The following is a 25,291-nucleotide window of genomic DNA, read 5'->3' on the forward strand; positions in this document are numbered from 1 at the left end:
CCGCTCCTCAGGATGACTGCAGTGCGTTTCCTTTCGGATGTTCTGTCGATGGCCCGACGCTACAAAGGCGTTGGCTGGGAGGGCTCGGGCTCGTGGGTGGAGCCCTCCAACAAGGCAACGTAGGTATCGAGCCTGGTGCGAAGGCCGATCAGCATCCATCCCAGCAGGTACAGCAGCACCATGGCGAAGATAAGCAGTGCGCCTAGCAATCCAACATCGAAAGCGCCCGGCCAGTCGCCCCATTTCCATCCGCGGAACTGCAGGTAGAGGGCAATCAACAGCGGGAATGGTCCCAGCCGCTGCACGCCGCCATGCATCATGCCCATGCGTTCAATCATGTTCGTGCGCAAGGTGCTGACGAACTTGAGTCGCCGCTCGCGCTGGACACGCGGGAATCCGCGAAGCTCGCCCACCACCGCTTGCCAGTGAGCCAAGCCCTCATCCATTTCGTGGGCGTGCGAGAGCCGCGGCTGACTGAACTGGCGAATGCCCCTGCCGGCGGCCAGGACGCCACCGGCAATGAACCCTCCAATCATGTCCATTGCGTTCCTGCCCCGGCCGGTACAGATGCCGGCCGCCCCGTCGTGTACCTGAGCGCGCTTGGGATGGCGCCCAAGCGGGAATTACATACCCAGCTCCGACAACCCCGGATGATCATCCGGGCGACGCCCCAGCGGCCAATGGAACTTGCGGTCGCTTTCCTTGATCGGCATGTCGTTGATGCACGAGAACCGCCGCTGCATCAGGCCGTCCTCTCCGAATTCCCAGTTTTCGTTGCCATAGGAACGGAACCAGTTGCCGGCGTCGTCGTGCCATTCGTAGGCATACCTGACAGCAATGCGGTTTTCGGTAAAGGCCCAGAGCTCCTTGATCAGGCGGTACTCGAGCTCCTTGTTCCATTTGCGTGCCAGGAACTGCCGGGCTTCTTCCCGGCCGCTGGTGAACTCGGCGCGGTTACGCCACTGGGTGTCGAGCGAATAGGCAAGCGACACCTTGTCGGCGTCGCGGGAATTCCAGCCATCCTCGGCAAGGCGCACCTTCTGCGTGGCAGATTCGAGGGTGAACGGAGGAAGCGGCGGACGGGGTTGTTCAGCGGACACGGGGAGACCTCCAATCGAGATGGACAGACGGGTTGCTTCAAAGGATCTGGCGTACTCAGGCGCTAACGCTTGGCCTGTTCCAACAACAGCTTCGCGACATCCTTCGCGGTGTCTGCGGCGCCGTAATCAGCCATCACGCGCGACAGGGTGATGGCGCCTTCCATCAGGATCAGCAGCTGACGGGCCAGGTCCGCCGGCTGCTCCACATCCAGTTGTCCGGTAAGTTCCAATGTGTAATCAAGCAGCTTCTGCTTGTGATCACGCGCGATCTGCCGAATCGGATCGGCCGGGTCGCCGACCTCGCCTGCGGTATTGATGAACGCACACCCGCAATAGCCCTCGGACTGGAACCAGTTCCTGAGCACGGTGAACATGCCGAGGATGCGTGCTTCCGGGGTGTCCGCCTTCTCGCACTCCTGCCGGAACCAGGCCAGCCAACGCACGTCGCGCGCCCTCAGCGCAGCAGCGGCCACGTCGTCCTTGTTCTCGAAATGGCGGTAGATGCTCTTCCGCGCCACGCCCGAGGTCTTCACCAGCAGGTCCATGCCCGTGGCGTGGATCCCGTTCTGGTAGATCAGCGCCTCGGCCGTGGCCAGGATCTTCTGTTGGGTATCGGTGGTGGCCTTGCTCATGGGCGCAAGGTAGAACGTTCGTTCTACCATGTCAACCGGCGATGTCGCGTTGCCCCTACGCGGACGTCCGAGCGAGACGATCTGTCAATACATCAGGACATTTCATCACCCGAACGCCTGATTGCAGGCGCAAAGTGCGTCTCACCACCCACCCATGAGAGTTCCCGCATGAACACCTTCGCCCGGACCCTGGCCGTTGCCGGCCTCGCCCTCTCGGTTCAGGCCGGCCTGCCCGCGCAGGCCGCCGAACCGGTCAAGCCGGCTGCAGTCATCCGCATAGCGCGCACCGCCAGCTACATCACCAGCCGCGTGGCGGGGTGCACGCCTATACGGAACAGCACCTCGTTCTTGATGATGTTGCCCACGCCGGCAAAGACCGTCTGGTCCAGAAGCGCATCAAAGACCATGACGTCCGGCATGGCCTTCAGCTCGCGCCGGGCCAGCGTCGGATCCCAGGCATCGTTCATCACGTCCGCGCGCCACTCGTACACGTCGTCCAACGGCTCGTCGATCAGCCGCACGGAACACGCATAGAAGTTCAGCTCGCCACTGTCGAACCGCAGGGACACACGCGGCGCGGTTGGCTTCCGATCGTCGATGCGCCAGCTGCCGAACATCATCGGGTGGATGCGCAGCGTGTGGCGGCTGAATTCCAGCAGGAAGTGCTTGCCCCAACTGCGGACCGCCTTGACCCTCCGGCCCTGCAGCGGCGACAGGTCGACACGGCTGTTCCCAGAGACGGCGCGGACCACGTGCCCCTTGAAGTGACTTGCTGCTTCGCGCAGCAGGACGATCGAAGGGCCCTCAGGCATGTTCGTTTTCCTGCAGCAGCGCCTGCAGCTGCAGGGCGTTCCCGGTGGCGTGACCCAGTGCGGTATTGTCCAGTACGAACCAGGCGGGTCGTATCGCGTCGGCCTCGGCCCGCAGCTGCCGCGTCAGGTGGGCAACGGTCGGTTCGCCGTAACAACTGCGATAGATCTGCGGCTGGCCGTGCCAGCGCCAGTAGCTCCACGCGCGGTCACCGCCGGGAGTCGCCGCCGCCGGCACACGTGCCGGATCCGCGGCAACCCGTGCCACGCCATGCGCGCTCAGAAGCGCATCCACTTCCGGCGTGAACCAACTCGGGTGGCGCGGCTCGCACGCCACATCGGCCTGGGTGCGTGTGCGCAGGCCCCGCATGAATGCTTCTGCCGTGGCCGTGTCATACACCAGGCTCGGCGGCAATTGCAGCAGTAACGGGCCGAGCTTTCCACCCAGCTCCAGCACGCCTTCAAGGAACCGCTCAAGCGGTTGCATTGCGTCGCGCAGCCGACGCTCATGGCTGATCTCTAGCGGCAGTTTCACCGCAAACCGGAAGCCCTCCGGCGCGCTTGCCGCCCATCGCGCATAGGTTCTGGCCTGGTGCGGTCGATAGAAAGATGAGTTGATCTCCACCATCGGCAGGCGTGTGGCGTAGCGCTGCAGTGCGCTGTCGCCCGCACCGAACGCGTCCTGATCCGACCGCGACAGCGACCACCCCGCACAGCCAACCCGTATTGGCGCGGGTGCGCCCGGGGCGGCTGCCGTCTTCACCGTGCCAAGTGTCCGTGGGGTTCCACGCTGTCGCCCGCACCTGCATCCGTCTGCGACTGCGAAACAGACAGCAGTCGGTCCAGGGCACTGGTGCCCGATTCCAGCGTCGACGCGCTGCGCACGAAGCCGGTCCAATCGGAGATGGCAATCTTTCCCAGCGCCAGCTCGTCTACCCGCACGCTGCGAATCCGCCAGTGCGGAAACTGCCGGCGCCCCACCCTGCCCCGGTTGAGTTCGACGATTCCGCCGTGGCTGCTCGCCGCCAGAATGCGCGTGTACGCAGCGTTGACTCCGTCCGCCGGGCCCTCCAGATACTGCAGGAACCGCGCACCGTCGAACAGCAACGTGCCGGTGACATCGACAGATGCGTTGAACTGCACCGCTTCGGCTACAAGCTGTTGCAGCCGCTCTTCGGTCAGGCTTCGGGAAGCTTCACTCACATAGGCAATCGCACGAAAAGGCATGGCACCACCCATTGCTGCAGACAGCTCTACCTTAGCGACGCGGGTCGTATGCGCAGTGAGGCCCGCGTAGAAACTGCGTCGAGTTGAGGCGCGGGCCCGCCGCCTGGCCTTGACACGTGCTCGAGCGCCGCAGGCGCGCCTGCGGGCGCACACGCGCGCACACGACATTTCGTGGAGACCGGATGAGGAATCGTGGGCTTCCGGATGACGCCACGTTGGCGGTCATGCCACCGCCGTCTAGCGCCGGATCTGGAAGATGGTTCCTGCCGCCAATCAGGCGGCTCAACCCAAGGAGACGTTCCATGGCCAACCAGAACCAGAACCAGAACCAGGGCAACAGCAACCGCGGTTTCGCTTCGATGGACGAGGACAAGCAGCGCGGGATCGCCGCCAAGGGTGGACGTGCCGCGCACGAATCTGGCAACGCCCATGAATTCAGCTCGGAAGAAGCACGCGAAGCCGGCCGCAAGGGCGGCGAAGCAGTGAGCCAGGATCGCCAGCACATGGCGGACATCGGCCGCGAAGGCGGCCAGAACAGCCGCAGGGGTGGAAACCAGGGCGGTAACCAGGGCGGCGGGCAGCAACAGCAGGAACGCGGCGGTGGCAACAACCGCGTTGGCCAGCAGCGCTGATCGCGCCTGAAGCCAGTTGCACCGCTTCGTGGGCGGACGTGATGTCCGCCCACTTTCGTACGCCTTGACGCTGATCAAGGGCTTCGCCACTGGGGCGCCGCAGATGGGCGCCCCAGCTCTTTCATGGCTCGCATGGTGGCAGGTCCAGTGCGCCCGCGCCCGGGCCGGCCCCCAGCTCGGCGCCGGCGGTCGGCCGCGCTTCCGGGTCGGAGAGTGTACGCAGGCTCATGGCCTGCACCGCCGCTTGTTCGCGTGCGCCCAGGTCCACCGTGCCGCCGCCGTCGCCACCATCCACAGCGGTCTGTGCCTCGCGGTCGCTGACCCGCTCCCACAGCTCTCCGCTGTTCCAGCTGCCCTGCAGGTCGTCGGCACCGTCGCCCTGCGACATGTCCATGTACAGATCGGTGAACGCAGGGTCCCCCGGCAGCTTGCCCGGCGGGAAGTTGGGCTGGATGCTGTGCAGCGCCTTCTCGAACGACTTCATGTGCGCGATCTCGCGCGTCATCAGAAAGCGCAGCGCATCCTTGATGCCGGGGTCATCGGTGACGTTGATCAGCCGCTCATACACCAGCTTGGCGCGCGCTTCGGCCGCGATGTTCGAGCGCAGGTCGGCGGTAGGTTCCCCGATCGAGTCGATGTAGGCCGCTGTCCACGGCACGCCGCTGGAATTGACCAGTGCCGGCCCGCCACCGAACAGGATCTGCTCGGTATGGCTGGTGCTGTTCTGCCCCAGCAGCCGCATATCCTCGGCCTCGGCAAGCCCTTAGGAGTGAATGGCCTCCGGCCCGCGGTTGAGCATTGCGATGATGGTGCCGATGATCTCCAGATGGCTGATCTCTTCGGTGGCGATATCCATCAGCAGGTCCTTGCGGCCTGGATCGCATTCGCCGAGTCCCTGGGTGAAGTAGCGCATGGCGGCAGCCAGTTCGCCGAACTGTTCAAGCATGAGGCTGGCGAGCTGCGGGTTGGATTCGCGCACGCGCACGGTGTACATCAGCTTCTAGTGATGAAGGAACATGGGGTTTCTCCAATGGCTGGCTGTGCTGGCTTCGGGGTCAGCGCTTGGCTTGCGTGCCTGGTGTTTCGTCACGATTGAGGAACGCACCGACCAGGCCATCCTGGTGGTCCTCCAGCCAGCGCGCCATGGCAATCTCTTCCTGCAGGATCTGGCCACAGACCGCGGCGATGTCCGGTGCTGCGGCACGCTCGGCAGCGATCACCAGCGCCCGATAGCTGGCGATCTCGGTGTTTTCGAAGCCGAACGAGATCCCTACGCTCTTGACTACCTCGTCTTCCATCAGGCTTGTGCCGGCCGCATGGAGAGCTGCAGTCACGCTCGCGAACAGTCCCTTGGCGGTCGGCACGCTTCCTCCAAGCGCTTCAATGCACTGGCGCAGCGAGGCTGCCTGCCCCTGCGTTTCCTGCACGTGCTGCGCGATCCGTGCGGCGAGGTGGGGATAGTTCTGGATCCGCGAAGCCATGGCCTTCATCATGGTCTCCGCCTCCTGCTCCATGGCGTAGGCGTCCTGAAGCCACTTCAACAGACGCTCGCTTCTGGCGTTGTTCTGGTCTGCCATTTCGATCTCCGGTGCGGGGCGACATGCCTCCGGAGACCATGGTGGAGCGCCGGCAATCACCGCCTTGTCGGCCGATGTGAGCCGCCGAAGGTGGGCGCTGCACGCAGTGGTGATGCGGCGATAACATCCGCTGCCCTGTGTTGGACCGATGGGCGCTCTCAGGTCGCCAATGCGCTGGATACGCTCACGCCGGCTGCAGGTCGCTGGCGACCGGCGTTCGAGGCGCACGCGCTGCCCGCCGCCATCACCGCCTGTATTACCCGGTGCTGAGCACGATGCCCGCCACCGTCCACGCCCACGACGTATACGAAGCGCCCATCAAACTTGGCCTGTGCGCCCTCCATGGCGTCGTCGGCCAGCAGTGCTCGCTTCAGCGACTTCATCCAGGCCCGTTCAGGCGCGCGGTCCAGCTCCACGACGATGGCGGCACCGCCGCAGTCGAGCGGCATGCACTCGACACGCAGGACGCCTGGAGCGGCAGAATCGGTTCCGGATAGCGACATGACAGAATCTCCGATGCAGGGGACGGCGGCAGTATCCACAGCGCGTGCCAAGACGCCGTCAATGAAATCCAGGGCGCCTTCCACACCCCCTCCACCCGGTTGGCGACATGCTCTCGCGGCTTCGCGCCGGCCTGACAATGCACACGCATGGCGTTGATGCAGCACAGCACAGACTGCAGTTCCCAGGACAATACAGGCGTGAACGCATGCAATCCGGAATAAGCCAGCGCAGATGCAACCTGCTGCTGGTGGAAGACCAGCTCGACCTGGCTGCGCTGATGGAACAGGCGCTGGAGGACGCAGGTGACCAGGTGACCCATGCCTACAGCGTGTTCGATGCGCTGGGGCTGCTGGACTACCAGCGGTTCGACGGCGCCGTGCTCGATGTCGAGCTTCGCGACGGCGTGGTCTTCCCGGTGGCTGATCGCCTAACCGAACTCGGCATCCCGTTCCTGTTCGTATCCGCGGTCTATGACCAGTTGGTGCCGCAGCGTCACCGCCGCGCCGCCTTCGTGGCCAAACCCTTCCACGTCGGTGAGTTGCAGGAGACAGTGAGGCGCGTCATGGGAGACGTCTGCGTGCAGCCGCCCGCGCATTGATTGCCATGGGAGGGTCAGCTGAGGTGCGGGGCCACCACCACGCTCAGCTGGCGCAGCGCGCCGCCACGGGAGAGCCCATCCCAGTTGCTGCGTGCCATTCGCCTTCGGCACGCGCGCGAATTCGGCCTGCCCCCCGGCCACGCCGCCATACAGATGGCTGTAGCCGAACAATGCCGCCGGAGGCAGCATGCCCTTCTGATTCAGCGCGGCACCCTTGCCGGTATTGGTGGTTTCGCAGGCGGCATACTCGGCCAGGCGGCAATGGAAGCACTCTCCACAGGCGATCACGAAAGGGATCACCACACGATCGCCCGGCTGCACCTGGGTCACGCCGCTGCCGACCTCTTCCACCACGCCCATGAACTCGTGGCCGAGTACATCGCCATCGTGCAGATCCGGAATCTTGCCGCGATACAAATGCAGGTCCGATCCACAGATGGCGGTGGCGGTTACCCTCAGGATCAGATCATCTTCGGCCGCCAGTACCGGGTCCGGTACAGTCTCGACTCGCACATCCTTGCGGCCGTGATAGGTCAATGCCTGCATCGTGCTTCTCCAGGACTCGGGACGCCAGCATCGCAAGGCCGCCACCCCGCTTCGGTGACATCCCGGTGTGCACGGCGTTCATTCTTTGGGGTCATGGTGTTAACCCGGCCCGGTGCAGTCTTCGGTCTTTCGCCGCAGGAGCTGCCCATGAACGACAAGCTGCCCTTCAATCCGACGACGGACGTGGACGATCAGTCGAAGGCGCACACGCCGGACAAGCGGCGCAACGATCGCGCCAAGTGGAAGGAGCACGACATGCCCGACGGCGGTGATGGCCCCAAGGCCGTACCGGACGACTACGAACGTCCTGATCCTGACCCGACAGGCAAGCGTTGAGTCCGCCTCACATTCTGGTTCGGATCCATGTAGATCTGGCAGAGCGAATTCCTGGCCGTGCCGTCCCTGGTGGCGCTGACGATTTTCCTGCGCCAGAAAGATTCACCGCGATCCAAGGCGGTTGAGGCCCCACGTGCGCAGACAGGTGATTGAGCCATGCGAAATGACCCATCCACGGCCCTGCTGATCATCGACATGTTCAGCCGATTCGACTTCCCCGGCGCTCAAAAACTGGCGCCGGCGGCAGAGTGGGCGGCCCGGCAGATCCGGCGCCTGAGGGATCACTCCGATGAACGCGGTTGGCCGGTCATCTATGCCAATGACAATTTTTCGGATTGGAAGCGCGACTTCCGCCAGCAGGTGGAACAGTGCCGGCGCGACGGTGGCCCGGCGTGGCGAATCGCCCGCCTTCTCTCGCCTTTGCCTTGTCACTACTTCGTGCTCAAGCCCAAGCACTCGGCCTTTCTGGCCAGCCCTTTGCCAATTCTGCTGGCCAAACTGGGAGTGCGCCACCTTTGCCTGTGTGGCATGACGGCCGAGTCGTGTGTCCTGGCTACAGCGTTGGACGCCAACGCCAGGGAATTCCACGTGGTGTTGGCGTCGGAGGCCGTGGCGGGGATGCCAGCGCAGAAGCGACGCGCGCTGGCGCTGCTCGCTGGTTCAGGCGCAGCGCGGGTCGCGCGGGTTTCTTCGCTTGTCTCTGGGCAGGAGCGGGATGGGGTTGACTCAGGTCCGGTCGGCTGACCCCGTTACACCTGAATGAGCGGCGCAGTGTGCGCAGCAGAAGATCTGGCCGTTTCCTTCAACACCATGCCCGATGACAGCGCATTCGCAGTGTACGCAGCGCGGTGCGAATGTGTGTATCGCGCATTCGAACGAGTCGAACGTGCCGCTGCGCCCGCACTGCTGGAGGGTGAAGCTCTTGTCGTAGTTGTTGCCGCAGACATCACAGGTGGCCATGGGGCACCTCGTGCTGTGGAAGGAACATGCAGTGTGGACAGCGCGGGTGTCGGAGGCCGTGAATGCACCGTGTCGCGAGGGTGTGGGAGGTTCACGTCCTCACGCGTTGGGCGCGGTCTGTCCTATTCGTCTTTGCCGGGCTCGGCACTGCCACCACGTGACGCGCCGCCGCCACAGGGAAATGCGGTCCGCAGCCCTTCGGCAACCAGTGAAGACGCATCCTGCTGCAATCGCTCGCGGGGCAACTGCCGGAGATGGGAAGACACGTGGTCGACCAGCTCATGCGGAAGCATCCTGCCTTGGCCACACCACTGGCCGTGGCTGGCATCGGCAACGCCTTGGATATAGGCGCTGGCGCGAGCGCTGGACAGGGTCCGGCACTGCTCGCCTTCGCAGAACCCATCAGCGCCTTTGCCCTGCAGCAGGGTGATGAGTTCGGCGCCACTGACAAGCCAGGTGCGTGCCGGTTGCGTTGTTCCAGCGAGGGCGGATCCCGCCAGGGCGCAGAGGCCAAGTGCGAGGAGCCGACGCAGGAGGCGACGCGCGTGGAGTTCGTGGTGTCCTTTCATGTCGGGGTCCTTGGCGGTCATGCCTGTGGGATACACACAGCGTGGGTCAACGTTGATCGAGCTGGTTGCGCGGATGAAATTCCGGGTCGTCCTGGTCTTCCAGCATGGCCTCCACCAGTGTTTCGAAGGACGCGGCGGCGGCATCCAGGTCCGTGGAAGACAGAAAGCTCGATTCCCCCTGGCCGACCAGCGCAATCGCGGCAACGGTCTCCCGCTCACCGTCCTCGGCCCAGAGATAGTCGTGGATCAGCACCAAACCCTGGTCGCCTGCCTTCAGGAAGTCGGCGGCGCTTCGTGCCACCGCAAGAAATGCGATGAGATCGTAGAGGCTTTCCGAATAGGTCAGCGATCCTGCAACAAAGTGCGTGCTGCTGCGGTCATAGGCGGCAACCCGGATGTTCTCAGCCTGTGCAGAGGCCAGGAAGGCTTCCAATGCGGCGCGATTGTCGGGGTAGCGGGCCAGCAGCGCCTGGCAGTCCGCAAGCAGGCGATCCAACGCCTCGTCGCTTGAAGCGGCCAGGCATTCACCGCCGCCCAGGTGCCACTGCCCGGCGATGTGTCGCCAGTCGGACCATCGGGATACTGCGGGCACGGGCGCCGCCAGCCACCTGGAGAGATCTTCGGGGCACAACTGCAGGCGGAGCAGCGCTGAATAAGGCTCTGACAAGGCGATCATCCATGGTGTCTGCGTGTACAGATGGCTTGTAACAGACGACGGTCGGCTCGCCAACACCCGCACGGCGCTCTGAGGGGTGGCCGCAACGGGGCGTCGAGCTATCGCGCAGCCGTCGACCCTCTGGCCACGCACCGACCCGTCATCACCAGTCGGCGCACAGGCAGCGCTGGCGTGCGCAGGCGTTCAAGCAGCATCGACATCGCGGCCCGCCCCATCTCCTCAACAGGTTGCTCGATCACGGTGATGCCCGGCTCGACCAGCTCGGTCCAGCGCTCGTTGTCGAAGCCGGCAAGCGCCAACGCCTCGGGAATCGCCAGCCCAGCGCTGCGGGCGGCTTTCAACGCGCCCATCAGCAGCAGGCTGTTGCTGGTGACCAGGGCCTCGGGGCGCGATGGCCCAGCGAGCCACTGCTCGACTGTCGCGATGGCAGCTTCGGCCGTGGGTTCAACCTCCCGGTAGTCAGGCTCCAATCCATGGATGCGCATCGCAGCCAGATAACCGTCACGACGCTCGGCCGCCGTGGTACTGGTGCTGCCGAACACTCCGCCGATACGGCGATAGCCGCGTTCGACCAGATGTTCGACCAGGCCTGCCATCGCCGCCGGATTGTCGAGTACCACGCTGTCGATCGACCCGCCGGGCGCGGCGCGGTCCACCAGCACGGTCGGATAGTCCAGCGTGAGCCGCTCGAGCCGGCCCACCGTGGTCCGGGTAGGCGCGAAGATCAAGCCACTGATGCGCTCTTCGTGCATCAGTTGCAGATACAGCGCCTCCCGCTCCGGGTCCTCGTCGGTGTTGCAGAGGGTCACGCGCAATCCTTCGCGATAGGCCACCTCCTCCACCGCGCGGATCAGCGCGGTGAAGAACGGGTTGCGGATGTCCGCGACGATCAGGCCGATGATGCCGGTGTGCCGCGAGCGCAGCCGCCGGGCCTGCAGGTTGGGGCGATAGCCGGTCTGGCGGATCGCCAGCTCGACCCTGCCGCGGACGTCCTCGCTGACTGGGCCGCCCCCGAGCACCCGTGACACCGTGGATTTGGATACCCCCGCCACGCGTGCGACGTCGTTGATGCTGATGCTCATTGGAAACGTTCCCGGAAACGTGGGTTTTTCATGGCGCGATGGCCGTTCAGGACAATGCTAACGCCAAAGGACTATTGGCTTTTTGTGCAGTGCACATTGAAATACCGAATGGGAACGTTCCCAATACATCCCAGCCACCCCTTTACGGAGCCCGCCTTGTCGCCCCCGACCTCCCCCTCCCCCGTCAGCCGGGAGCTGATCCGCCTCGACGCGCGGGCCCAGGACAAGACCGACGCGATCGCCCAGGTGGCCCAGATGCTGGTCGCAGCCGGCTGCGTGGCGCCGGGCTACGAGGCCAGCATGGGACGCCGCGAAGCGCTGGCGAACACCTTCCTCGGCCATGGCGTGGCGATTCCGCATGGGCTCGGCGAGGACCGCCATCTGGTACGCCACGACGGCATTGCGGTGCTGCAGTTGCCGGAAGGCGTGGAATGGAACCCGGGCCAGGTCACCCGCCTTGTGGTTGGCATTGCTGCCCAGTCCGATACCCACATCACCCTGCTGCGCAGGCTGACCCGTCTGATCCAGGACGAGGCCGCGCTGCAGCGGTTGTTCACCACCCCCGATGCAAGCGAAATCGTCAATGCGCTGGCCAGTGATGTCGCAGTGTCTGCCACTCACGTGCCGGTGGCGGACCTGGCCGAGCGTTTCGACTGGACCATTGCTTACCCCAGCGGACTGCACGCGCGTCCGGCCACGCGCTGGGCCGAGACGGCGCGGGGTTTCACGGCCCGCGCCCAGGTGCGCGCGGGCGATCAGGCAGCCGATGCCAAGAGCCTGGTAGCACTGCTGCAGCTCGGGCTTCGCGAGGGCGATGTCGTGAGTGTTTCTGCCGAAGGCGCCGACGCCCCTGCACTGCTGGCCGCACTGCGCAAGGCCATGGACGGGCTGGTGGCGCAGGAAAAGGCCGATGCGGAGCGTGCAGCACAGCGAAAGGCGGCGCCGGTCGCGGGCTGGAATCCGCCCGAAGCGCAGGCGGCGATCGTCGGCATCGGCGCCAGCCCCGGGCTGGCCATCGGCCCGGTGCATGTACTGGCCAGCGCGCAGGCCGACGTTGCCGATCGCCCTGCCCCGCTTGGCGAGGGCGGCGCACGCCTGCAGGATGCGCTCAGCCGCACGCGCCAGCAGCTGGCCGCGCTGCAGGACGACACCCAGCGCCGCCTTGGCGCCTCGGATGCGGCGATCTTCAAGGCGCAGGCTGCGCTGCTTGACGACACCGACCTGATTACCCGTGCCTGCCAGCTGATGGTTGAGGGCCATGGCGTCGCATGGTCCTGGCACCAGGCCATCGAGCAGATCGCCTCCGGGCTGGCGGCGCTGGGCAATCCCGTGCTGGCCGGGCGCGCTGCCGACCTGCGCGATGTGGGTCGGCGCGTACTGGCGCAGCTTGACCCCTCTGCGGCCGGTGGCGGCCTGGCCGATCTGCCGGCGCAGCCGTGCATCCTGCTTGCCGCCGACCTGTCGCCCTCGGATACCGCCAACCTCGACACCCGCCGCGTGCTTGGCCTCGCCACGGCACAGGGCGGCCCCACGTCGCACACCGCAATCCTCTCGCGCACGCTCGGCCTGCCGGCGCTGGTTGCCGGTGGCCCCGAACTGCTGGCGATCCAGGCCGGCCGCGAGGCGATCATCGACGGCAGCAGCGGGCGGCTCTACCTGTCCCCCTCCGCCGCGGATCTTGCTTCGGCACGCGCCTGGATCACCGAGCAGCAGCAGATCCGCGCGCGCGAAGCCGCACACCGTGCACAGCCGGCGCAGACCACTGATGGCCATCGCATCGACATCGGCGCCAACGTGAACCTGCCGGAGCAGGTGCCATTGGCGCTGGAACAGGGCGCGGAAGGCGTCGGCCTGATGCGCACCGAATTCCTGTTCCTCGAACGTGGCAGCACGCCCAGCGAGGAAGAGCAGTACGCAACCTACATGGCGATGGCCAAAGCGCTGGACGGCCGCCCGTTGATCGTGCGCGCGCTCGATATCGGTGGCGACAAGCAGGTCGCCCACCTGGAGCTGCCGCATGAGGAAAACCCGTTCCTCGGCGTGCGCGGCGCGCGCCTGCTGCTGCGCCGCCCGGATCTTCTGGAGCCGCAACTGCGTGCGCTTTATCGCGCAGCCAAGGACGGCGCACGCCTGTCCATCATGTTCCCGATGATCACCTCGGTGCCCGAGCTGGTCGCTCTGCGCGCCATCTGCGAGCGCCTGCGCACTGAACTCGAGGCACCCGACGTGCCGATCGGCATCATGATCGAAGTACCGGCCGCCGCAGCCCAGAGCGACGTGCTGGCACGTCACGCTGACTTCTTCTCGATCGGTACCAACGACCTGACACAGTACGTGCTGGCCATCGACCGCCAGAACCCGGAGCTGGCCGCGGAAGCCGACAGCCTGCATCCGGCCGTGCTGCGCGCGATCCGCGCCACGGTGGACGGTGCACGCACGCAGGGGCGCTGGGTGGGTGTCTGCGGCGGCCTGGCCGGCGATCCGTTTGGTGCGATGCTGCTGGCGGGGTTGGGCGTGGACGAGCTGTCGATGACCCCGAACGATATCCCGTCGGTGAAGGCACGCCTGCGCGGCGCCGCACTGTCCGATCTGCAGGCGCTGGCCAACGCCGCGCTGGACTGCGAAACCGCCGAGCAGGTGCGCGCCCTTGATGGAGCGCGCGCATGACATCCCGCGCCATCACTGTCACCCTGAACCCGGCGATCGACCAGACCGTGCGGCTGGCCAGCCTGCGGCCGGGCCATGTGCACCGCGCGCGCAGCAGCCGCGACGATGCGGGTGGCAAGGGCATCAACGTGGCCGCCTGCCTGGCCGACTGGGGCGTGCCGACCACCGCACTCGGTGTGCTCGGTAGCGGCAACGACGGTGTGTTCGGTACGTTGTTCTCGGCACGCGGCATTGTGGATGGCTGCCTGCGTGTTCCAGGCAGCACCCGCACCAACATCAAGCTGGTTGACGAGGACACCGGCGAAACCACCGACATCAACCTGCCCGGCCTGGCACTCGACGGCGCCGATCTGGACGCCGTGTCGCGCCGGCTCGGTGCCATGCTGCTGCCGGGCCTGCCTGTGGTGCTGTCCGGGAGCCTGCCGTCCGGACTGCCGGCCGATGCATGGGCGCGACTGCAGGCGCAGGCCGGCGCCGCCGGTGCGCGCGTGCTGCTGGACACCAGTGGCGATGCGCTTGCCGCTGCCTTGGGCGACACCGCGCGTGCACTGCCCTGCGCGGTCAAGCCCAACCGCCAAGAGCTGGAGGCCTGGACCGGTACGCAGCTGCCGGATCGCAGCGCTCTGCGCGTCGCTGGCCAGGCCCTGGTCGAACGCGGGGTTGCGCTCGTAGCGATCTCGATGGGCACCGATGGCGCGCTGTTCATTGATCGCAGCGGCGCCTTGGTTGCACGACCGCCGCGACTGGCCCAGGGCAGCACGGTCGGTGCGGGCGACGCCATGGTCGCCGGCATCGCAGCTGCGATGCTGGAGGCCTCCCTCGATCTGGCCGGTTGCGCGCGGCTGGCGACCGCGTTCTCGATGAGCCGGCTGCAAAGCGGTGATGCACGACGGCTGGACCCGGCGCAGGTACGCGCATGGGCCGGCGATGTACTGATCGAGCGGTTGGATTGACCCCTCCTGCCGAAGGCACGGCGGCCGGCTTCACGCCCACCGCAGCGCTTTCGGCAAGGACGAACCCGAAGAATTCCAGGAGTTCCCATGCACGCTTCCACCGTAGTCATCGCCGCTGGCGATCGCAGCATCGAGGCGGTTCTTGCCGCCGAAGCGCTACGTCGCGCCGCCCGCCAGCGCGGGCTCGAACTGATGATCGAGATCCGCAGCGACCAGGGTGTGACCGGCGCACTGCCTGCATCGAACGCCGCCGCCGCGACGCACCTGTTGCTGGTGGGTGATGGTGAGGCGGACATCGCGCGTTTCGCCAAGGCCGACGTCGCGCATGCCAGCCTGGGCGAGGTACTGGACGACCCGGTTGCCGCGCTCGCACCGCTCGCGGCCGCACGGTCGAGCGACGCCGGCACGGATGCGGGCCAGCGCATCGTGGCCGTTACCTCCTGCCCCACCGGCATCGCTCACACCTTCATGGCGGCGGAGGGGCTGCAACAGGCCGCCAAGGCGCTGGGCCATGCAATCCGGGTCGAAACCCAGGGCTCGGTCGGCGCGCAGGACGCGTTGAGCGACGAGGAAATCGCCGCTGCTGACCTCGTCCTGATCGCCGCAGACCGCGAAGTCGACGTCTCGCGCTTCGCTGGCAAACGCCTGTTCAAGAGCGGCACCAAACCGGCGATCAACGATGGGCAGAACCTGATCCGCAAGGCGCTGGCCGAGGCCGGCGTGCAGGCAGGTACGGCAACTTCAGGGCGCACGACCGAAAAGACCAAGGCCACCGGGCCCTACAAGCACCTGATGACCGGCGTGTCGTTCATGCTGCCGTTCGTCACTGCCGGCGGCCTGCTGATCGCACTGGCATTCGCACTCGGCGGCATCTATGCCTTCGACGATGCCCACAAGGGCACGCTGGCCTGGTCGCTGTTCCAGATCGGCGCCAAGTCCGGCTTCACGTTGATGGTGCCCGCACTCGCCGGTTACATCGCTTACTCCATCGCCGACCGCCCCGGCATTGCGCCTGGCATGATCGGCGGGCTGGTCGCAGTGAACATGGATGCGGGCTTCATCGGCGGCATCCTGGCTGGTTTCATCGCTGGCTACGGCGTGCACTGGATCAACCGTGCGCTGCGCCTGCCGCGCAGCCTGGAAGGCCTCAAGCCGGTGCTGATCCTGCCGGTCCTGGGCACGCTGCTGGTCGGCCTGTTGATGATGTACGTGATCGGCACGCCGGTCGCCGGGCTGCTGGCCTGGCTGACCGACTGGCTGCGCGGTATGCAGGGCGGCAGCGCGATCCTGCTTGGCCTCCTGCTGGGCGGAATGATGGCGGTGGACATGGGCGGGCCGGTCAACAAGGCGTCCTACGCGTTCTCTACTGCATTGATTTCCAGCCAGGTCTACACGCCGATGGCGGCGACGATGATCGGCGGCATGACGCCGCCGCTGGGTATTGCACTGGCGACATGGCTGTTCAGCAACCGCTTCACCGCCGAGGAGCGCGGCACGGCCGGTGCCGCCGGCGTGCTTGGCCTCAGTTTCGTGACCGAAGGAGCGATCCCCTACGCGGCGCGTGATCCGCTGCGCACCATTCCGGCGCTGATTCTTGGTTCTGCCGTGGCAGGTGCAATCTCGATGGCCGCTGGCGTCGAGCTGAAGGTGCCGCACGGTGGCGTGTTCGTGCTGCCGATCCCGAACGCAGTCACTCACCTCGGCATCTACCTGCTGGCACTGCTGGCCGGCGTGGCCGTTACTGCAGTCGCGTTGCGCATCCTCAAGAAGCCGGTCACCACGCCGGCCTGATCCACCGCATCGCCAAGCCCCTTCCACCTCCCCTGCGCATGCAGGGGCGCAGCGACCTACGCCCTGCACAAGGACCCTCGCCCATGACCCGCTCTTCCCGACACATGTTGCCGATGGCGATCGCGCTTGCCCTGCCATCCCTGGCCGCCACCGCAGACGCGAGCGACGTCTTCACTCCCAGGCTCGCCTACACCGGCGAGGCGGCCGCCACGCTCGACGGCGGCAAGCGCAGCGGCACGGCCTATGCCGGCCAGCTGATGTTCGGCGCCGATGTCGACCTGGACGCTGCACTTGGCTGGCGTGGTGCGACGATCAAGGCCTACGGCATCAATCGCCACGGCACCAATCTCGCCAACAGCAGCACGGGCAACAGCACCTCGGTGCAGGAGATCTACGGTGGCCAGGGAATGCGCCTGGCCAACCTGACGCTCGAGCAGAAACTGCTCAACGACCGACTGGTGCTGGAAGCAGGGCGAAGCGTCGCCAACATCCATCATCTCGGTTCGGAGTTGTGCCAGTACTTCCAGGGCAACTCGGCCTGCGGCAACCCGACCTATGTCTTCCGCACCAGCAGCTTCACATGGTGGCCGGTATCGAGCTGGATGGCTGATGCCACGGCATGGGTGACGCCGGATGTCTACGTACGCGTGGGCGCGTACCAGGTCGACCCGAGCCAGGCCGAAGATGGCCAGCACGGCCTGAAATGGAGCACGAACCAGGCCACCGGCTGGGTCGTGCCCTACACGATCGGCTGGCGCAGCCCCGCGTCGGCGCGCTTGAAGGCCCGCTACGAACTGGGTGGCTGGCAGGACAATTCGAACTACCACGACCCGCTGCGCGATGCCAACGGCATGCCGGCGCTGCTCAGTGGCCAGGAGTACGCGAAACGTCACGGTCGCTCCGGGGCATTCGCCCGCTTCGAGCAGCAGCTCAGCAGCGATGGCAGCGGTCGTGGCCTGATCCTCTTCGGTGCCGCACTCAAGGGCACCTCCGGCCAGTTGATCGAGGATCACTTCCTGCAGGCCGGCCTGGTGCAGAAAGGCACGTTCGTCAGCCGACCGCAGGACAGCATCGCCTTCGTCGTGACCCAGCAGAAGTACAGTCGCATCGCGCTGGAGAACCTGCGCCTCGCCCGTGCCGCGGCGGGCGGCAGCGGTACCCCGCACGGGAGCCAGGTGATGATGGAACTGAGCTATGGCATCCAGGTCACCCCGCAGCTTCGGGTCGCACCGAACCTGCACTACATCGTGCATCCGGACCAGCTCAACGAACCCGCACGCCAGCATGATCTGCCGAACGCGCTGATTGCGGGCATGCGGGTCGATTGGAGCCTGTAGGAGAATCCGTTTTCGTCCGCCCGATTGCCACTCAGCCGCTCGTCAAGCCTCGAACTGGGCGTTCAGCCAGTCGTCGGCACCCTCCAGCTTCACGCCAATGCTGGCATTGAACGTCCCGTCCAGGCTCCAGGAGTCGCGCCTTCCCTGGGCGAGGCACGTCATGACTGCATGTTGCGGGTGATCGACGCCCAAGGTGGCAAAGCAGGCATCAGCATCGCCGACGTCAACGGACGAGGATCCAGGTGCAGGCCCGGCCCCTTCTTTCACGGAAGCGCCTGGGCCAGGTTGAGTACATCCGCCGGGAACGTCGCGTAGTCATCCAATGGAGCGCGATGGCTGTCGCGTCGGTGGATGAGGCGCACGGCAACCACCCGCTGTTGCGGAACGATGACCAGGTGCTGGCCGAGGTAGCCGTTTGCCGCGTAGGCAACGGTTGGACCGCGCTGGATGTCGAACATGTCGGAGAGCTTCAGTCCACGACCGGTGATCTCTCTGCCATAGTGCTGCGGCCAGTCCGCCCCAAGTCGCTCGGCCATGTACGCAATCAGTGCGCTCTTGCTGTCGAATGCCCTGCCCTCGGTGGCCAGCAAGGCCTGCTGGACGGGGTCGCTGACTTCATGCTGCGCCAGAAAGCCGGCGATCTGGCCTTTCAGCTCATAACGCTCCCATGCTGGAATGCGCCACCACAGCAGACCAACCTCCGGCGAGCGGGCACTTGCTTCCGTCAGCAGCGCCACCGACCGCTCACTCAACACGCGCGTCCCCCCGGGGGTGACGCCGCCATCAAGCAGCAGCTGCCCGATGGTCGCCAGATCACGGGCGCTCAGCGACAATCCGGCCATGCCCAAGGGCGTGCCCGCACCGTCCTTCAACCACGTATACCGCACAATGCCCAGCGGCTTGAAAAGACGCGCCTCAAGGTAGGCATCCATGCGTTCCCCTGCCAGGCGCTCGACAATGCCGGGCAGCAGATTGGTAGCCTTGTTGTTGTAGGAGAACGTGGCGCCTGGATCGCTGCTCAGCTCCGCAGCCAGCGCCAGCTTGACCAGGTCCGGCGCAACTTCCAGCTCTTCCCCCGCGTTGGCCACGTTCTGCAGCCCAGAGGTATGGTCCAGCAGCATGCGTACCGTGATGTCCCGCTTCCGCCCCTGCTTCCACTCGGCGAAGATGTTGCTTACCGGCTCGTCGAGCGAGGCCAGTTTTCCCTCGTCCAGCAGAAGTACGATGGCCAGCGCCACCACCGATTTGGTGGCTGACATGAGGTGAACCGGTTCTTCGCCCGTCCCTGGCCGGGGCTCCAGCAGTGTTTTTCCATCCTTCCAGACAAGTACCGCGTCCGAATGCGCGGCGCGGGCGTTGCGTTCGATTGTCGCGACGGCGTCGGCCGTGGTGGTCGTGCTGGCCAGTACAGGAACGGCCAGCATCAAGGCCGCGAAGCTGGACAACCATCGTGCCGTTTTCATGCGCATCTCCTCCAGTGAACGCCTGCCCACATTGACTACAGATGTAGTCAACACCGAGTGCCTGAAGTCATGTCTGACCTGGTGATGGCCTCATCACGACACCACCTGCGTGGCCCCGCAGCCCCAGGCAATACGCGAAGCCGATGGCACTTGCTGCCGGCCCGCGTTCTGCGCGTTCCGTTCCGGCCGGTACAGGCGCAAGTCGAGCGCATCACCGCTCGATTTCGTTTCGCACTGCAGCAAATGCGCCGTGCCACGCGGCACGGGTGATCGCTCAACTACCTGATTTCCCGAGCTTCTGGTCATCCATTGTTCATTCTGATTGACAGCGTTGTCAGGCGCCGCTTACAAGAGCCCACGTCCGGCGCGTGGCGCGGGAACGTCCAGACATCATCAATGGGGAGAGAGGGACCCTATGACCGGCCATTTCAGGAAGAGCACACTCGCACAGGCAGTACTTGCCGCCATCGTCACCGCCACTGCGGCGCTGCCGGTTGCGGCGCAATCAGCCAAGGAAAGCAGTTCCACCACCACCAGCGAGGCACGGGAGGCCTCGACGCTGGACGCCGTCATCGTCACTGTCGAACGTCGGGAACAGGACCTGCAGAAATATGCAGGTACCGCCCAGGCAATTTCCGCGGACGATACGCGTGCGCTGGGCATCAACAATGAGCTGCGCAACATCCAGGCGCTGGTGCCGGGCATGAGCATGGCCAACCAGGAAGGCAACCTGGAGATCTTCATCCGCGGCGTGGGTTCTTCGAACAACACCGAGCTGGGTGATCCGGGCGCCGCGCCTCACATCAACGGGGCCTACATTGCACGACCGCGTGGTCTGGGCGGCATGTTCTACGATGTCGAGCGGGTGGAAATCAACAAGGGCCCGCAGGGCACGCTGCGCGGCCGCAATGCGCTGGCCGGCACGCTGAACATCATCACCAAGCGCCCCGACCTGGAAGCGTTTGGCGGGTACGTTCAGGCCGAGGCCGGCAATCGTGACCATCGCGGTGGCGAGTTCGCCCTGAATCTCCCGATCGGGGGTGGCGCAGCCTTCCGCGTGGCGGGCTACAAGGTGGAGAAAGACTCTCCGTTCAAGAATGCTGGGCGCGCGCAGGACCTGGAACCGGCTGGCGTGCAGGACGACCGCGGCGCACGCCTGTCGTTCCTCTACCAGCCGGATGACAAGCTGTCGATCTTCGCCATGGCCGACATCGGCAAGGAAGGCGGTACGGGCTATCCCGGCGCCAACGTCTACACCGCCGCCAGGGCCGGCTACCTGCCGGACGATGTCGACCTGCGAAAGATCATCTACCGCGGCGCCCAGGGCAAGCTCGACAGCACCAACTGGGGGGCGCAGACCAGCATTTCCTATGACTTCGGCAAGGTGGCGGTGGAGTACAACGGCAGCTACCGCAACGTGGATTACCGCCAGACCAATGCGCAGAGCGAAGGCATCCTCTGGCCGGGCCGCAACATCGACCCGGTATCACCCAGCAACCCGGGCGGTATCGACTACGACAACTACTCCACGCAGTATTGGCTGACCGAGTCGGAGTCGCAGGTACACGAGCTGCGGTTCACGTCCGACCAGGACGAACGGCTGCGCTGGACCACCGGCCTGTTCCACTTCAACGAGGACCAGCGGGTGGGGTACCTCTCGCTGGTTGACAAAGGGCGCTGGTATTCGGGCACTGAGTTCACCATGCCCAAGGTCAATGGCAAGTCGTCCGCAGTTTTCGCCGACGGCACATTCGACGTCAACGATCGCCTGCGCCTGAAGGGCGGCCTGCGCTACTCCGAGGAGAAGAAGTCGCGTTACGGCATTGGCGGCAACTGGTCGCTGGGCCTGCCCGGCCAGGGCGGGGACTTTGCCACGCGCCTCGGTACGCCCGGCTTCGAACCCGCCTTCATGAGCCGCCCAAACTTTGATGTCAGCAACATCACCTCGCAGGCGGAGATGGCCCGCTTCCTGCTGCAGGGCGTGCTGCGACATGGTCGCAACGACACCTTGCTGCAACAGATCGGCGCGGTGCCCGATGGCGGCCCATTCGGCTGCGTGGATCGCCCCGACATCGGTGGCGATACCGTCGATTGCCCCTACCAGAGCTGGGTCCAGGTCAGCGCGATTCCGGCCCAGCAGTTCGGCAAGAGCAAGTTCAGCTTTACCGACTGGCGCGCGGGTTTCGAGTACGACGTGAGCGACGACAGCCTGCTGTACGGCCTGGTGTCGACGGGCCACAAGGCGGGTGGCTTCAACGACACGTTTGATCCGAAGGAGATTCCTGAGACCTTCAAGCCCGAATCGATCATTGCCTACGAAATCGGCAGCAAGAACACCTTCCAGATGCTGGGTCGCACCTCGACCTTCAACGTCAGCGGGTTCTATTACGACTACAGTGACCAGGTGTTCCAGGACCTGGCGGTGATCGCCACCAACCCGACCACCGGTGAAGCCACCGGCTATGCCCTGGTCAACCGCAACGTCGGCAAGTCCGCGGTGTACGGCCTGGAGGCGGAAAGCACCTTGCGCTTCCCGCACAATTTCATGGTCAACATCAACGCGCTCTGGATGGACAGCGAGATCAAGCGCGGCACCGTCGCCGATGTCCGCAGCCAGAACTACGACGCCGGTGGTGCCACCTCGCTGATCGACCTGTCCGGCAACGAACTGCCGCTGGCGTCGAAGCTTACCTTCAACGTGAGGCTGCAGCATACGACCGAGCTGCGCTTTGGCACCTTCGACTGGCAGCTGCTGGCCTCGTACCGCTCGGCCTTCTACCTCACCCAGTACAACAACCGGGACGTGGAATTCATCCGACAGGATCCAGCCAGTGGTGAGCTGGTCCATGACCGCACCGAAAGCGCCGCTGCGGCCGGCTTCCCTGACCGCCAGAAGGGCGAGACCACCTTGAACGCGGGCATCGGCTTCACCTCACTGAGCGGCAGCTGGCGCGTGGAGGCCTGGGGCAACAATCTGCTGGGCAACGACGTCTCGCAGAAGGCCTTGGTGGGTTCCGGCATCAACGTCCGATTCCTGAACGACCCGCGCAGCTACGGCCTGCGCCTGCGTTACCAGTTCTGAGCAACGCAGCCTTGAAGGAGGGCCGGTTTCGCCGGCCCTCCGCGCGCGATCACCACGTCCTGCCCTGTGCGACAACGCACGGGGCGTCGTCCTGCCCGTGATGACACGAGAATCATGAAACACACAACCCGCTGGTCGCAGTTCGGTGTACTCATCACCGTCTTTTTCTTCTGGGGCTTCGTCGCTGCAAGCAACGGCATCCTCATTCCGGTGTTCAAGAAAGCGTTCCATCTCAGCCAGGCACAGAGCATGTACGTGGCGATGGCGTTCTACGTTGCCTACACCGCCGGTTCGCTGATCTACATCGCCATCTCCCGCGCCATCGGCAACGACCTGCTGCATCGGGTGGGCTATCGCAACGGCATCTGCCTTGGCCTGCTGGTGTCGGCACTGGGTGCCCTGCTCTTCTATCCGGCGGCCAATACCGGCTCGTTTGCACTGATGCTGTCCGGCCTGTTCATCGTGGGCCTGGGCTTCTCGCTCCAGCAGATCGCGGCCAATACGCTGGCGGTGATCATGGGTGATCCGGCCACCGGATCGCAGCGCCTGACCATGGCCGGCGGTGTCAACAACCTGGGCGCGACGGTAGGCCCGCTGCTGGTGAGCATTGCCATCTTTGGCAGTGTGTCAGCCGGCAACACAGAGGCGAGCATCGAGAGCGTAAAGATCCCCTACCTGGTGCTGGGCGCCGCCTTCGTACTGGTCGCCGTGCTGCTGCGCTTCTCGAGCGTGCCCAATCATGTCGAGCTGCGCGCGACGGTCCCCGCAGGTGGAACCGGGTCGGATCACCAGGCGGATCGCGGATCTGCGCTCTCCTACCCGCAGCTGGCGATGGGCATGGTCGCGATCTTCCTCTACGTCGGCGTAGAGGTGTCGACCATCGACAATCTTCCAGCCTACCTTGAGCAACCCCTGAGCAAGGGTGGGCTGGGCCTGGAAACCTCGGTGATCGCCCCGTTCGTCTCGCTGTACTGGGCCAGCCTGATGATCGGTCGCTGGGGAGGGGCCGCCGGAGCCTTCGACGTGCGCGCAGGCGCGCAGAAGCTGCTGATGCTGGTGTTGCCGTTCATTGCATTTGCCATCTACCTTGCCGTCAACGCGATCTCTGGCCACAACTCCGCACAGTTCTTCCACTACGCGCCGGTGATCGCCCTGATGATCATCGCCACCCTGGCCAGCAAGGGCAATCCATCGCGCATGCTGCTGTACTTTGCCGTGTGTGGCATCGCGGCGCAGCTGGTCGGCATGTTCACCACCGGGATGACCAGTGTGATCGCCTTCATCAGTGTGGGGCTGTTCTGCAGCACGATGTGGCCCTGCATTTTCACCCTGGCCATCACCGGCCTGGGCCGCCACACCAACCAGGCAAGCAGCCTGCTGATCATGATGATCATGGGCGGCGGCATCGTCAGTTGGGCGCAGGGTGCACTGGCCGACAAGGTCGGCGTGCACTACAGCTTCATCATTGGCGTGCTGTGTTTCTGCTATCTGGCGTTCTACGCGTGGGCGGCCGGCCGTACGCTGCGTCGTCAGGGCGTAGATCTGGAGCGATTGGCCACCGAAGGCGGCCACTGAGCCGCGCCCCTGCCTGCCAGCATGGCGTGCCGGCCGCGTCGGCACGCCATCGCACCTGCGTTCAATCGTGACGGGCCGGTCCCGTGGATCGCCGGACCTGCAGGGCATAAGCAATATCGACCACGCCACCGCTGCCGAGCTCGCGCACTTCCTTGATCAGCTCCATGGCCGCGCGCCGGCCCATCTCACGGGTGGGCTGGCAGACGGTGGTCAGTGCCGGATAGATCTGGCGGGCGATCGGCGTGTCATCGAAACCGCAGACCGAGATGTCGGATGGCACCGACAGGCCGTGTTCGAACACCGCACAGATGACGCCTGCCGCCATATCATCGTTGGCGGCGAAGATGGCGGTCGGCCGATCAGGCCGATCAAGCAGCGCGTTGGCGCCGATGTAGCCGGATTCGTATGAAAATTCGCCTTCCAGCACCAGGCTGGGGTCGTAGCGCAGGCCTGCCCTGCGCAGGCCTTCGCGATAGCCCGCCAGGCGCCACATGCTTGCGCCATGCGCGGCGTGTCCCTTGATATGGGCGATCCGGGTATGGCCCAGCGAGGCCAGGTGTGCGATCAGCGCCACCACCGCGCCGATCTCATCCACGACGACGCCCACGTTCCGGTTCTGTTCCTTCGCCGAAATGCTGGAATACGGGATCCCCAGGTCGACCAGGCGCTCGAGCAGGGCGGTGTCGTCTGTCAGCGGCGGCGTCAGCACCACGCCGTCGAGCTGCGACTGCATGATCAATGACTCGACCTTTTCCACGATATCGGCCGCGTCGTAGATCAGCGGAGCGAGCATCAGGTTGTAGTGCTGTTCCATGCACGCGTCCAGCACCCCCATCTCGATCTCCATCAGATAGTTCGAAGACGGGTTATCGAAGAGCATCGCAATGAGGTAGGAGCGCCGGCCAGCGAGGACCCGTGCCGAGGGCAAGGGGCGGTAGCGCAGTTTTTCCACCGCCGCCTCCACCCGGGCCCGGGTGCTCTTGGAGACGTTCGGCTCGTTGTTGAGCACCCGCGAGACGGTCTTCATCGAGACCCCGGCCGTTGCCGCGACATCCTCGATCCGCACCCGTCCCGGCCTGCCTGCGAGCACCTGCTCAGCTCCCGGCATCCCCCGCCCTCTGCCCGTCATAGCCTCACCATCTTTACCGGAATCCTGCACCACGGGATGTGGATGC

At 65.4% G+C, this 25,291-nt stretch carries 25 protein-coding genes and 3 pseudogenes; 11 read left to right on the forward strand and 17 right to left on the reverse strand.

The window, feature by feature from the left end; translation table 11 throughout:
• Positions 1 to 59: 59 nt before the first annotated feature.
• From AC5P8Z_RS13295 to AC5P8Z_RS13320, 6 genes and pseudogenes are all read right to left on the reverse strand, one after another.
• Positions 60 to 542: a hypothetical protein gene (locus tag AC5P8Z_RS13295; protein WP_286068383.1), complete on the reverse strand. Its 483-nt coding sequence runs from the start codon at positions 540 to 542 to the stop codon at positions 60 to 62.
• A gap of 81 nt (positions 543 to 623) precedes the next feature.
• Complete coding sequence (locus tag AC5P8Z_RS13300; protein ID WP_495229251.1) at positions 624 to 1,100, reverse strand: nuclear transport factor 2 family protein; 477 nt, start codon at positions 1,098 to 1,100, stop codon at positions 624 to 626.
• Positions 1,101 to 1,162: 62 nt separating this feature from the next.
• Positions 1,163 to 1,732, reverse strand: a complete 570-nt coding sequence (locus AC5P8Z_RS13305) for a TetR/AcrR family transcriptional regulator (RefSeq protein WP_286068385.1) — start codon at positions 1,730 to 1,732, stop codon at positions 1,163 to 1,165.
• Positions 1,733 to 2,034: 302 nt separating this feature from the next.
• Positions 2,035 to 2,544: pseudogene (locus AC5P8Z_RS13310) on the reverse strand (DNA-formamidopyrimidine glycosylase family protein); the annotation flags it as partial.
• The gene (locus AC5P8Z_RS13315) at positions 2,537 to 3,304 is read right to left on the reverse strand and encodes a DUF72 domain-containing protein (protein ID WP_495229252.1); all 768 of its coding nucleotides are present in this window, start codon (positions 3,302 to 3,304) and stop codon (positions 2,537 to 2,539) included. The pseudogene AC5P8Z_RS13310 and the gene AC5P8Z_RS13315, both read right to left, overlap by 8 nt.
• Complete coding sequence (locus tag AC5P8Z_RS13320; RefSeq protein ID WP_495229253.1) at positions 3,301 to 3,768, reverse strand: BLUF domain-containing protein; 468 nt, start codon at positions 3,766 to 3,768, stop codon at positions 3,301 to 3,303. The genes AC5P8Z_RS13315 and AC5P8Z_RS13320 overlap by 4 nt, the downstream gene beginning before the upstream one ends.
• A gap of 302 nt (positions 3,769 to 4,070) precedes the next feature.
• Between AC5P8Z_RS13320 and AC5P8Z_RS13325 the strand changes: the two genes are divergently transcribed.
• Positions 4,071 to 4,400, forward strand: a complete 330-nt coding sequence (locus AC5P8Z_RS13325) for a KGG domain-containing protein (protein ID WP_495229254.1) — start codon at positions 4,071 to 4,073, stop codon at positions 4,398 to 4,400.
• A gap of 121 nt (positions 4,401 to 4,521) precedes the next feature.
• Here the strand turns inward: AC5P8Z_RS13325 and AC5P8Z_RS13330 are convergent.
• The 4 genes and pseudogenes from AC5P8Z_RS13330 to AC5P8Z_RS13345 all read right to left on the reverse strand — a co-directional run bounded on the left by AC5P8Z_RS13330 (position 4,522) and on the right by AC5P8Z_RS13345 (position 6,800).
• Positions 4,522 to 5,394, reverse strand: a pseudogene (locus AC5P8Z_RS13330) (manganese catalase family protein).
• Positions 5,395 to 5,455: 61 nt separating this feature from the next.
• Complete coding sequence (locus tag AC5P8Z_RS13335) at positions 5,456 to 5,977, reverse strand: ferritin-like domain-containing protein (protein ID WP_295569025.1); 522 nt, start codon at positions 5,975 to 5,977, stop codon at positions 5,456 to 5,458.
• Between the two features lie 158 nt (positions 5,978 to 6,135).
• Positions 6,136 to 6,360 (reverse strand): hypothetical protein, encoded by a 225-nt coding sequence (locus tag AC5P8Z_RS13340; protein ID WP_495229363.1) that lies wholly within the window; start codon positions 6,358 to 6,360, stop codon positions 6,136 to 6,138.
• Entirely contained in the window at positions 6,357 to 6,800 is a 444-nt protein-coding gene (locus tag AC5P8Z_RS13345) for a hypothetical protein (protein WP_495229367.1), read from the reverse strand. Before AC5P8Z_RS13345 ends, AC5P8Z_RS13340 begins: the two co-directional genes overlap by 4 nt.
• Between AC5P8Z_RS13345 and AC5P8Z_RS13350 the strand changes: the two genes are divergently transcribed.
• Positions 6,687 to 7,079 carry a response regulator gene (locus AC5P8Z_RS13350; RefSeq protein ID WP_495229364.1) on the forward strand — a complete coding sequence of 131 codons (393 nt, stop codon included), beginning with the start codon at positions 6,687 to 6,689 and terminating at the stop codon, positions 7,077 to 7,079. The genes AC5P8Z_RS13345 and AC5P8Z_RS13350 overlap by 114 nt on opposite strands.
• Before the next feature lie 96 nt (positions 7,080 to 7,175).
• On the opposite strand, the pseudogene AC5P8Z_RS13355 reads toward AC5P8Z_RS13350, so the two are convergent.
• Positions 7,176 to 7,625 (reverse strand): annotated as a pseudogene (locus tag AC5P8Z_RS13355) (alcohol dehydrogenase catalytic domain-containing protein); the annotation flags it as partial.
• 147 nt (positions 7,626 to 7,772) lie between these two features.
• Here AC5P8Z_RS13355 and AC5P8Z_RS13360 point away from each other — a divergent pair.
• Genes AC5P8Z_RS13360 through AC5P8Z_RS13370 form a run of 3 tightly spaced genes read left to right on the forward strand, consistent with a single transcriptional unit; the run spans position 7,773 to position 8,705 of the window.
• Positions 7,773 to 7,961, forward strand: a complete 189-nt coding sequence (locus tag AC5P8Z_RS13360) for a hypothetical protein (protein ID WP_288415759.1) — start codon at positions 7,773 to 7,775, stop codon at positions 7,959 to 7,961.
• A 33-nt stretch (positions 7,962 to 7,994) separates the two neighbouring features.
• Positions 7,995 to 8,114 (forward strand): DUF6766 family protein, encoded by a 120-nt coding sequence (locus AC5P8Z_RS13365; protein ID WP_495229365.1) that lies wholly within the window; start codon positions 7,995 to 7,997, stop codon positions 8,112 to 8,114.
• 3 nt (positions 8,115 to 8,117) lie between these two features.
• A complete protein-coding gene (locus AC5P8Z_RS13370) occupies positions 8,118 to 8,705 on the forward strand; it encodes a cysteine hydrolase family protein (RefSeq protein ID WP_495229255.1) in 588 nt (195 codons plus the stop codon).
• On the opposite strand, the gene AC5P8Z_RS13375 is transcribed toward AC5P8Z_RS13370, so the two are convergent.
• The 4 genes from AC5P8Z_RS13375 to AC5P8Z_RS13390 all read right to left on the reverse strand — a co-directional run bounded on the left by AC5P8Z_RS13375 (position 8,688) and on the right by AC5P8Z_RS13390 (position 11,248).
• Positions 8,688 to 8,921, reverse strand: coding sequence for a metallothionein (locus AC5P8Z_RS13375; RefSeq protein ID WP_495229256.1), 234 nt, complete (start codon positions 8,919 to 8,921; stop codon positions 8,688 to 8,690). The genes AC5P8Z_RS13370 and AC5P8Z_RS13375 overlap by 18 nt on opposite strands.
• Positions 8,922 to 9,043: 122 nt before the next feature.
• Positions 9,044 to 9,511: a Rap1a/Tai family immunity protein gene (locus tag AC5P8Z_RS13380; protein WP_495229257.1), complete on the reverse strand. Its 468-nt coding sequence runs from the start codon at positions 9,509 to 9,511 to the stop codon at positions 9,044 to 9,046.
• Between the two features lie 25 nt (positions 9,512 to 9,536).
• Entirely contained in the window at positions 9,537 to 10,166 is a 630-nt protein-coding gene (locus tag AC5P8Z_RS13385) for a hypothetical protein (protein WP_495229258.1), read from the reverse strand.
• A gap of 98 nt (positions 10,167 to 10,264) precedes the next feature.
• Positions 10,265 to 11,248: a LacI family DNA-binding transcriptional regulator gene (locus AC5P8Z_RS13390; RefSeq protein WP_286068401.1), complete on the reverse strand. Its 984-nt coding sequence runs from the start codon at positions 11,246 to 11,248 to the stop codon at positions 10,265 to 10,267.
• A gap of 156 nt (positions 11,249 to 11,404) precedes the next feature.
• Here AC5P8Z_RS13390 and ptsP point away from each other — a divergent pair, with 156 nt between their 5' ends.
• The 4 genes from ptsP (at position 11,405) to AC5P8Z_RS13410 (ending at position 17,996) form a co-directional block, all read left to right on the forward strand.
• Positions 11,405 to 13,915, forward strand: coding sequence for a phosphoenolpyruvate--protein phosphotransferase (gene ptsP / locus AC5P8Z_RS13395; RefSeq protein WP_495229259.1), 2,511 nt, complete (start codon positions 11,405 to 11,407; stop codon positions 13,913 to 13,915).
• A complete protein-coding gene (locus tag AC5P8Z_RS13400; RefSeq protein ID WP_495229260.1) occupies positions 13,912 to 14,868 on the forward strand; it encodes a 1-phosphofructokinase family hexose kinase in 957 nt (318 codons plus the stop codon). The genes ptsP and AC5P8Z_RS13400 overlap by 4 nt, the downstream gene beginning before the upstream one ends.
• 87 nt (positions 14,869 to 14,955) lie before the next feature.
• The gene (locus tag AC5P8Z_RS13405; protein WP_495229261.1) at positions 14,956 to 16,659 is read left to right on the forward strand and encodes a PTS fructose transporter subunit IIC; all 1,704 of its coding nucleotides are present in this window, start codon (positions 14,956 to 14,958) and stop codon (positions 16,657 to 16,659) included.
• Positions 16,660 to 16,742: 83 nt separating this feature from the next.
• Entirely contained in the window at positions 16,743 to 17,996 is a 1,254-nt protein-coding gene (locus tag AC5P8Z_RS13410; protein WP_286068406.1) for a carbohydrate porin, read from the forward strand.
• A 263-nt stretch (positions 17,997 to 18,259) separates the two neighbouring features.
• Here AC5P8Z_RS13410 and AC5P8Z_RS13415 read toward each other — a convergent pair whose 3' ends face one another.
• Positions 18,260 to 19,459: a serine hydrolase domain-containing protein gene (locus AC5P8Z_RS13415; RefSeq protein WP_286068407.1), complete on the reverse strand. Its 1,200-nt coding sequence runs from the start codon at positions 19,457 to 19,459 to the stop codon at positions 18,260 to 18,262.
• Between the two features lie 415 nt (positions 19,460 to 19,874).
• Here AC5P8Z_RS13415 and AC5P8Z_RS13420 point away from each other — a divergent pair, with 415 nt between their 5' ends.
• Both AC5P8Z_RS13420 and AC5P8Z_RS13425 read left to right on the forward strand, forming a co-directional pair.
• A complete protein-coding gene (locus tag AC5P8Z_RS13420) occupies positions 19,875 to 22,541 on the forward strand; it encodes a TonB-dependent receptor (protein WP_495229262.1) in 2,667 nt (888 codons plus the stop codon).
• A gap of 114 nt (positions 22,542 to 22,655) precedes the next feature.
• Positions 22,656 to 24,116 (forward strand): MFS transporter, encoded by a 1,461-nt coding sequence (locus AC5P8Z_RS13425; protein ID WP_286068410.1) that lies wholly within the window; start codon positions 22,656 to 22,658, stop codon positions 24,114 to 24,116.
• Positions 24,117 to 24,177: 61 nt separating this feature from the next.
• Here the strand turns inward: AC5P8Z_RS13425 and AC5P8Z_RS13430 are convergent, their stop codons facing one another.
• Positions 24,178 to 25,224 (reverse strand): LacI family DNA-binding transcriptional regulator, encoded by a 1,047-nt coding sequence (locus AC5P8Z_RS13430; RefSeq protein ID WP_286068411.1) that lies wholly within the window; start codon positions 25,222 to 25,224, stop codon positions 24,178 to 24,180.
• Between the last annotated feature and the right edge of the window lie 67 nt (positions 25,225 to 25,291).

The sequence above is a fragment of the Stenotrophomonas sp. YJH_SMC_17 genome, from assembly GCF_059371655.1.

Coding starts and splice junctions, on each gene's coding strand:
- AC5P8Z_RS13425 (WP_286068410.1), top strand. CDS start 22,656: ATGAAACACACAACCCGCTGGTCGCAGTTCGGTGTACTCATCACCGTC.
- AC5P8Z_RS13360 (WP_288415759.1), top strand. CDS start 7,773: ATGAACGACAAGCTGCCCTTCAATCCGACGACGGACGTGGACGATCAG.
- AC5P8Z_RS13345 (WP_495229367.1), bottom strand. CDS start 6,800: ATGGGTCACCTGGTCACCTGCGTCCTCCAGCGCCTGTTCCATCAGCGC.
- AC5P8Z_RS13320 (WP_495229253.1), bottom strand. CDS start 3,768: ATGCCTTTTCGTGCGATTGCCTATGTGAGTGAAGCTTCCCGAAGCCTG.
- AC5P8Z_RS13430 (WP_286068411.1), bottom strand. CDS start 25,224: ATGCCGGGAGCTGAGCAGGTGCTCGCAGGCAGGCCGGGACGGGTGCGG.
- AC5P8Z_RS13350 (WP_495229364.1), top strand. CDS start 6,687: ATGCAATCCGGAATAAGCCAGCGCAGATGCAACCTGCTGCTGGTGGAA.
- AC5P8Z_RS13380 (WP_495229257.1), bottom strand. CDS start 9,511: ATGACCGCCAAGGACCCCGACATGAAAGGACACCACGAACTCCACGCG.
- AC5P8Z_RS13410 (WP_286068406.1), top strand. CDS start 16,743: ATGACCCGCTCTTCCCGACACATGTTGCCGATGGCGATCGCGCTTGCC.
- AC5P8Z_RS13370 (WP_495229255.1), top strand. CDS start 8,118: ATGCGAAATGACCCATCCACGGCCCTGCTGATCATCGACATGTTCAGC.
- AC5P8Z_RS13420 (WP_495229262.1), top strand. CDS start 19,875: ATGACCGGCCATTTCAGGAAGAGCACACTCGCACAGGCAGTACTTGCC.
- AC5P8Z_RS13400 (WP_495229260.1), top strand. CDS start 13,912: ATGACATCCCGCGCCATCACTGTCACCCTGAACCCGGCGATCGACCAG.
- AC5P8Z_RS13325 (WP_495229254.1), top strand. CDS start 4,071: ATGGCCAACCAGAACCAGAACCAGAACCAGGGCAACAGCAACCGCGGT.
- AC5P8Z_RS13335 (WP_295569025.1), bottom strand. CDS start 5,977: ATGGCAGACCAGAACAACGCCAGAAGCGAGCGTCTGTTGAAGTGGCTT.
- AC5P8Z_RS13385 (WP_495229258.1), bottom strand. CDS start 10,166: ATGATCGCCTTGTCAGAGCCTTATTCAGCGCTGCTCCGCCTGCAGTTG.
- AC5P8Z_RS13295 (WP_286068383.1), bottom strand. CDS start 542: ATGGACATGATTGGAGGGTTCATTGCCGGTGGCGTCCTGGCCGCCGGC.
- AC5P8Z_RS13375 (WP_495229256.1), bottom strand. CDS start 8,921: ATGGCCACCTGTGATGTCTGCGGCAACAACTACGACAAGAGCTTCACC.
- AC5P8Z_RS13405 (WP_495229261.1), top strand. CDS start 14,956: ATGCACGCTTCCACCGTAGTCATCGCCGCTGGCGATCGCAGCATCGAG.
- AC5P8Z_RS13340 (WP_495229363.1), bottom strand. CDS start 6,360: ATGAAGTCGCTGAAGCGAGCACTGCTGGCCGACGACGCCATGGAGGGC.
- AC5P8Z_RS13305 (WP_286068385.1), bottom strand. CDS start 1,732: ATGAGCAAGGCCACCACCGATACCCAACAGAAGATCCTGGCCACGGCC.
- AC5P8Z_RS13390 (WP_286068401.1), bottom strand. CDS start 11,248: ATGAGCATCAGCATCAACGACGTCGCACGCGTGGCGGGGGTATCCAAA.
- AC5P8Z_RS13415 (WP_286068407.1), bottom strand. CDS start 19,459: ATGAAAACGGCACGATGGTTGTCCAGCTTCGCGGCCTTGATGCTGGCC.